We start from the raw sequence: 7918 nt of genomic DNA, 5'->3' as shown, positions 1-7918 counted from the left end.
ATTAGTTAGTTATGAATTATAAACAATGATTTGTGTTAAAATAACACAGAAAAAGAAGGGGGAAATTATTGTGGATAAAAAGAAAACATCAGTCAATATGCTGGAGGGTTCAATATTTAAGAGTTTAGTTATCTTTATGATTCCAATTCTTATATCAAACATCTTCCAGCAATTCTATAACACAATGGATACTGCCATTGTAGGAAATACTTTAGGAATGACATCACTTTCTGCCATTGGTTCATGTGCAGCAGTCTATGACTTGTTAGTAGGTTTTGCGTTAGGTATTGGGAATGGGTTATCTATTGTCACTGCAAGAAGCTATGGTTCAGGAGATGAAGAACTATTAAAGAAATCAGTTGCAGCTAGTTTTGTGATTGGTATTATATCTTCTATTGTGATTACTATTATTGCCTCTATTGGAATCAAACCATTACTTATTGCAATCAATGTATCACCGGACTTACTAAATGAAGCTTATAGCTATATTATTGTGATTGTACAATTCTTAGTCGTTATGTTTGCCTATAATCTATGTGCAGGATTATTACGTGCTATAGGGAATAGTTTAATGCCTTTAGTATTCTTAATCATATCATCAGTATTAAATATTGGTTTAGACTTATTCTTTATCACACAGCTTCATATGGGTGTAAGAGGAGCAGCAGTTGCGACAGTTATTGCCCAGGGTGTATCAGTCGTATTATGTTTGATTTATATCTTTAAGAATGTCCCATTACTCGTACCAGAAAAGAGACATTTTAAATTTGATGCAGCTCTTTATAAAGAACTATTAGGTCAGGGATACTCTATGGCTGTTATGAGTGCTATCGTTAATGCAGGTTCAGTTATCTTGCAGTCAGGTATCAATGGTTTAGGAAGCAAACAGATTATTGCAGGTCATACTGCTGCAAGAAAGCTTTATATGTTCTTCAATATGCCATTTACTGCCATGGCTCAAGCAGCAAGTACATTTGTATCTCAAAACAAAGGCGCAGAAAATGTATCACGCATTCGCAAAGGTATGAAACAGATGTATATCTATGATGTTGTTGTAGCCGCACTAGCAACCGTTATTCTATTATTAAGTGCCCCTACACTTGTAACATGGATATCAGGTACAACAGATCATACAGTCTTATACAATGGTTCACTTTATTTACGTATCGTAGCCCCTAACTATGCAGTATTAGGTATATTAATGCAGACTAGATTTGCCTTGCAAGGTATTGGACAAAAGATGTTACCACTTGTATCTAGTATTATTGAATTAGTTGGTAAGATCATTTTCGTATTCGCACTTATTCCAGTCTTTAAATATATGGCTGTCATCTTCTGTGAACCAGTTATCTGGGTCGTTATGACAATCTATCTATTAATCGTATTCTGGAGAGATCCATTCATTAAAGAGGCTTAGTCCTCTTTTTCTTTTAATACCTATTTAGAAATATTTCTAAATAGGTATTGTATTTCTTGGCGTTTATTGTATAATCTATTTAGAAAGTTATCTAAATAGGTGGTGAACATATGTTTGAGAAAACATTTAAAGCACTCAGTGCACCTGTAAGAAGAGATATTCTTAACTTATTAAAGAAAGGAAGGATGTCTGCAGGAGATATAGCTGCACAATTTGATATGACACAGGCCACTGTCTCATATCATTTATCGATATTAAAATCTGCAGACTTAGTAAGAGAAGAAAAAGATAAGAATTATATTTATTATGAAATTAATGCGACTGTGTTTGAAGAAATGTTGTTGTATTTTAAGTCTTTCTTAGGAGGAAAAGATGATGTTGAAGAATAAATGGTTTAAGTTTAGTTTGGTATTATTTATGTTGCCACTTGTATGTATATTAGTGACTTATAATAAGTTACCTGCACAAGTCGCAACACACTTTGATTTTCATGGAACACCTGATGGGTATATGAATAAGTTCTTAGGTTTATATGGTGTGTGGGCATTTATGCTAGTACTTCATATATTCTGTGCTTTTATGACATTTAAGGATCCTAAGAAGAGTAATATACCAGATATAGGACTAAGAATTGTATTAATGATTTGTCCGTTAATATGCTTGATGGTGACTCTACTTATTATTACATATAGTCTAGGCTATCGTTTTGATATGACATTTATTATGAATATAGTAATAGGGCTCATCTTTATTATTTTAGGTAATTACTTACCTAAAATAAAAAGAAACTATACTATAGGTATTCGTACTTCATGGGCATTAAATAGTGATGAGAACTGGTCACGTACACATAGATTTTCTGGTTATGTGTTTGTATTGAGTGGAATGTTGTATATTATCTTTAGTATGTTAGGTTATATGTTTATTGGTTTAGGTATTATACTTATATCTAGTTTACTATGTTTTGGTTATAGCTATAGTTTATACAAGAAGGGGATTTAGTGGGCATACCACTAAATCTTTTTTTAATAGTTTTTTCTAAGACTGCAAATTGGTGCATTAAATACAAAACTAGTGTATAGTAATGGATGGGTAAGGGAATAGCTCATACCAAAATCCGATTTCCTTACCATGATCACCGTAGGTGATCTTTTTTTTATGTTTTGAAACATTAAAAATAATTTTAAGTAAATTTTACTTAACACCTAATTATAGGCATTGTCAGAGGGGGTACTTGAGAAAATTTATTTTTAAAAGTGTATAATAATAGTAGATGAAATAATACATATGGAAGCGATTACGATGTATAATGTATTTATAACTGTTTATATTATTTTATAGAGAATGGGTGATAATGATGGATAAAAAGTACTTAGCGCATATATCTGAAGATAGAGAACAAACAGTATATGAGCATTGTGAAAATGTATCTCGATATGCAGAATTAGAAGCGAGAAAAGTTGGACTAGGTAGCACTTTGAGAGTTGCAGGTTTATTACACGATGTAGGAAAACTGACTGATGAGTTTAATGAGTATATTCATAAGGCGGTTGAGAATCCAAATTCTGTAAGAAGAGGTAGCATCAATCACTCTAGTGCAGGTGCAAAGTATATTATGGATTATGGATCTAAACATAATATAAAGTATTCACCTGAACTCATTGCATATTCTATTTTTTCACATCATGGATTGAACGATTGTGTTGATGAAAATGAAGAAGATAAGTTCACGCCTAGATTAAAGGTGGATGAGCATATGTATAAGAACGTATTGAATAATATAGATCCTTTAGTCAATGAAGTTGATTTAAAAGGTTTATTGCAAGATTCAGAAGAAGAATTTACTACTTTAGTTGAAAAGATAAAAAAGATTTGTATTGATATGAAATCAAACTGTGATGAAAATAGTTCTTTTCTATTAGGGTGTCTAGAACGATTAATTTTATCTTATTTAATTGATGCAGATAGAAGAGATACTGCAGAATTTATGCAGGGTAAGATTAATGATAGAAAAAGCCAAGAAGAAATTAAAGAGTTATGGATAGATTATCAAAAAAAGTTAAATCAGAAATTGGATAGTTTTAAAACTATTACAAAGATTGATAAATTACGTAAACAGATGTCTGATTATTGTTTTGACTTTACTAAAAACGGCAATGGAATATATAGGTTATCTATTCCAACTGGAGGAGGAAAAACTCTCTCAAGTATGCGTTACGCACTAGAGTTAGCTAAGAAAGAAAATAAAGAACATATCATATATGTTGCACCATTCCTATCAATACTAGAACAAAATGCAAATGAGATAAGAACCATTTTAAATGATGATGACAATATTCTAGAGCATCATTCAAATGTATGTATTGATGAAAACAATGTTGAACAATTGAATAGACATGAATTACTTGCTGATGATTGGAGTGCTCCTATCATTATGACAACTACAGTTCAATTTTTGAATACATTGTTTGATGGGGGAATGCAGTCGGTTAGACGTCTTCATCAATTAACAAATGCGGTCATTATTATAGATGAAGCACAATCAATTCCTATAAAGTGTTTGAATCTTTTTACTACATTCATGAATTTTTTATCTTATTGTGGAAATTCTACGATTGTAATGTGTACAGCAACTCAACCGTTGTTTGAGAAAATCAATAGACCACTTCTGTATAATGATAAGTGTAAGGATATGATTCCTAATATTGAATTCTTCTCTAATGAATTCAAGAGAGTTCATATAGAAAGACCTGATAAGAAAGAATATGATTATGAGTCTTTAGCACAGTTTATATTGGATAAGATGGATCAAAATATATTGGTTGTTCTTAATACAAAAAGTGCTGTAAGAGGAGTATATAATGCGATAAAAGAATTAGTAAGTGATGATGTTGATGTTATTCAATTAACTACTTACATGTGTGCTCAACATAGACTAGACATCATTAAGAAGATGAAGCAGTCATTATCAAGTCGTAAAACAATTTGTATTAGTACACAGTTGATTGAAGCAGGTGTAGATATTTCTTTCCAAACTGTTATTAGATCTTTAGCTGGATTAGATAGTATTACGCAAACAGCTGGAAGATGTAACAGAAATGGTGAAACGAGTGAAGGAATTGTTTATATGGTTGATGTGCAGGAGAATTTAAATCAATTACGCGATATAAGAGAATCTGTAAAGGCAACTAAGCGTGTATTGGATGATTATACAGGCGATTTATTGATGCCAGAGGCTATTAGGAAATATTATGAAAGATATTATTATCCTAAAATGTCTAATAACAATGCGAATAGTCCAATGGATTATTGCCTTAAGAATCATCAATCTGTCAAAGATTTATTTCACTATTTATCATCAAATAGAAGACCATCTGGTTATGGCTATTTACAATGTCAGGCTTATAAATACGCAGGAAAGAATTTTAGTGTGATTGAAAAAGGGAATACAGTCGGACTTATTACTCAATATGGTGAAGCTAAAAATATTGTGGAGGAAATGATGAATAATCCTTATGATTTGGCCTTTGTGAAGCAATGTTTAAAGAAGTTGCAAAGGTACACAGTCAATGTCTATCAGACAGACGCAAGATTGAAAGAAATTGAGAATCGCCAAGGCATTACAAGATTTAATGAAGATATTTTGATCTTGGATGAAGGGTTTTATACAAATGAGGAAGGATTAAGTACGGAATTATCATTAGAAATATTCTAAAGGAGGATGAAGGATGGAACATAAGAATAGTATTGAATTCAAAGTGTATGGGAGATATGCCTTATTTACAGATCCACTTACAAAGACAGGTGGTGAGAAATATACATATCAGATTCCTACATATCAAGCACTAAAAGGAATATGTGAAAGCATTTATTGGAAACCTACATTTCAATGGGTGATTGACGATGTAAGAATCATGAATCCTATTAGAACACAAAGCCAGGGAATTAGACCAATACATTATCAGGATTCAAAGAATGATTTGTCTATTTATACCTATTTAAAAGATGTTGAATATCAAGTAAGAGCACATTTTGTATGGAATGAAAATAGAAAAGACTTGGTAGGAGATAGAAATGAAAATAAGCACTGGTTGATTGCGAAAAGAATGGTCGAACGTGGAGGAAGAAGAGATATTTTCCTTGGTACAAGAGAATGTCAGGCTTATGTCGAACCATGTAAGTTTGGTGAATCAAAAGGATACTATGATGATAGCAACATGTCATTTGGAATAATGGTTCATGGTATTACGTATCCTGATGAATCAAAAGTAGAAGATGGTAAAGGCAAAATGAGTATTAGATTATGGAAACCTGTGATGCAGGATGGAAGTATTCATTTTATTACACCAGATGAATGTCCTATTGTGAAAGATGTAGGCAAGCAGGAAATTAAAGTATTTGAAAAGGGTGTTAATTTTTCTGGATTAGATGAATTTGAGAAAGGAGGAGTATTTGGCGATGAGTTGGATAAGCAATTTGAGTAGCACATATGATCAATGTGAGTCATTAATCGGTAAGGTGAGTGGAGATGATAATTCAGTAATTTTATTGCCATTGTTTCATCTACAGTTGAAAGCACAGATAGAAATTTATATTGATCAAGAAGGAAATTTTATTAGGGCTGAAAGAATACCCAAGGATGATCAAGTAACTGTATTTCCTGTGACTGAAGATAGTGCTAGTAGAAGTAGTGGGATAACTCCTATGCCTCTGTTTGATAAGTTGTGCTATATTGCAGGAGATTATGATCAATATAGTAATGACTCAAAGAATAAAAGACAATGTTTTGAATCTTATATTAAACAATTAGGTGATTGGGCTAATTCGGAGTATTCTTGTTCACAGATTAAAGCTATTTATACTTATTTGAAAAAAGAGCATGTGATGCAAGATTTAATTGCTGATGATAAGTTTGATAAGGATTCTTTGGATGATGTTGCAAGATTTATAGTAGAATCTCCTGATTCTATGGATGAAAAAGTCTGGGAAGACAGTTTAGTTCATGATTGTTTTATAGCCTATACTTTGAGTAAGACAAGTGATTTAGGCATTTGTTATGCGACAGGAGAAGTGACACAATTAACAACAAAGTTACCTGCAAAAATTCGTAATGCGGGGGATAAAGCAAAACTCATATCATCAAATGATACTTCAGGGTATACATTTAGAGGTAGATTTAAAAATGCTGAGCAGGCAGTTGGTATAGGGTATGTAACATCTCAAAAAGCACACAATGCATTGCGCTGGTTAATATCTAAGCAGGGATATAGAAACGATACTGAGCGTATAGTGTGTTGGGCAAGTAAGACAATTAAAACACTTGAACCGTTTGATAATCCTTTCGCATTATTTGCTGAAGAAAAAGTTGAGATTGATACTTTAGAAAAGTATGCACATCAGATTAGTTGTTTATTAGCTGGATATCGTACAAAACTAAGTAATGAAAAAGTATCAATAATATCAGTAGATACAGCGGATGGATCAAATCAAGGCCGTTTATCAATTACGTACTACAACGAACTGTCGGGAAAAGAATATCTTGATAGGCTTAATAAGTGGTATCTAGAATGTAATTGGAGATTACATCGTAAAGTAGATGGTGAATATGTTGATTATATAGGAACACCTACGCCGTTAGATATTGCACGTGCAGCTTATGGTGTGGATCAAGAAGGATTATTGAAGATTACCAATTCAAAATTACAGAAGAAGTGTGTGGATCGAATATTGTCTTGTATTGTGGATAATAGAAAATTGCCGATGGATATTCTGCAGTGTGCTGTAAACAATGCAAGTAATCCACAAAAATACGGTTCTTATAACTGGAATTTTATATTAGAAACAACATGTGCACTTATTAGAAAACATAACATCGATTATAAGAAAGGAGAATATAGTGAAATGTTAGAAGAAGACAAGTATAGAAAGGATAGAGATTATTTATTTGGAATGTTGCTAGCTATTCTGGATGATATTGAGAATTCATATTATTATCATGCGCAAATGGATTTTAGAGAAACAAATGCTAGTAAACTATGGAATATTTACTCAAGATATCCTGCTAGAACATTTGAAGAAATAAGAAGAAAGTTACAACCTTATTTAGCAAAAACAAGTAAGCCAATTAGAGAAAATCAATCAAAGAGAATTGAACATATATTGGAATGCTTGCGAGAGATTGATGGTTTTAATAACAAACCATTAAATGAAAATTATTTATTAGGCTATTATTGTGAAAGAGCAGAAATAAGAAAAATTAGATCAAATTCAAAGAAAGAAGAGGAATAAAAGATGAGTGAATTTAAGAATAAAATTGATTTTGCAGTATTATTTACAGTTGAAAAGGCTAATCCAAATGGGGATCCATTAGATGGTAACCGTCCAAGAGTTGATGTAGATGGCTATGGTGAAATGTCAGATGTATGTATCAAGAGAAATATTAGAAATAGACTTCAGGATATGGGTGAAAAAGTCTTTGTACAGTCTCAGGAAAGATCAATT

The 7918-nt window shown here is 32.0% G+C and carries 7 protein-coding genes; all 7 read left to right on the top strand.

Features of this window, described 5'->3' with window-relative positions:
- Positions 1-70: 70 nt before the first annotated feature.
- Positions 71-1417: an MATE family efflux transporter gene (locus tag ACT8VG_RS05015; RefSeq protein WP_369409820.1), complete on the top strand. Its 1347-nt coding sequence runs from the start codon at positions 71-73 to the stop codon at positions 1415-1417.
- Between the two features lie 110 nt (positions 1418-1527).
- Entirely contained in the window at positions 1528-1806 is a 279-nt protein-coding gene (locus ACT8VG_RS05010) for an autorepressor SdpR family transcription factor (protein ID WP_187012427.1), read from the top strand.
- Positions 1793-2419 (top strand): SdpI family protein, encoded by a 627-nt coding sequence (locus tag ACT8VG_RS05005; protein WP_238928250.1) that lies wholly within the window; start codon positions 1793-1795, stop codon positions 2417-2419. The genes ACT8VG_RS05010 and ACT8VG_RS05005 overlap by 14 nt, the downstream gene beginning before the upstream one ends.
- Positions 2420-2774: 355 nt before the next feature.
- Positions 2775-5132: a CRISPR-associated helicase Cas3' gene (gene cas3, locus ACT8VG_RS05000; RefSeq protein ID WP_444195326.1), complete on the top strand. Its 2358-nt coding sequence runs from the start codon at positions 2775-2777 to the stop codon at positions 5130-5132.
- Between the two features lie 13 nt (positions 5133-5145).
- On the top strand, positions 5146-5901 hold the full coding sequence (gene cas5c / locus ACT8VG_RS04995; protein WP_187012424.1) for a type I-C CRISPR-associated protein Cas5c: 756 nt from the start codon (positions 5146-5148) through the stop codon (positions 5899-5901).
- Positions 5876-7705, top strand: coding sequence for a type I-C CRISPR-associated protein Cas8c/Csd1 (gene cas8c / locus ACT8VG_RS04990; RefSeq protein WP_444195325.1), 1830 nt, complete (start codon positions 5876-5878; stop codon positions 7703-7705). The genes cas5c and cas8c overlap by 26 nt, the downstream gene beginning before the upstream one ends.
- A gap of 3 nt (positions 7706-7708) precedes the next feature.
- Positions 7709-7918 (top strand): type I CRISPR-associated protein Cas7 (locus ACT8VG_RS04985; protein WP_444195324.1); only part of this gene is annotated, 210 nt, incomplete at its 3' end.

Origin of the sequence: Catenibacterium sp., assembly GCF_052354645.1 — a bacterium.
In the GTDB taxonomy this organism is placed as follows: Bacteria; Bacillota_I; Bacilli_A; order Erysipelotrichales; family Coprobacillaceae; genus Catenibacterium; species Catenibacterium mitsuoka_A.
The sequence above is the reverse complement of the archived record's forward strand: the minus strand, read 5'-3'. Positions and strand labels throughout refer to the sequence as shown.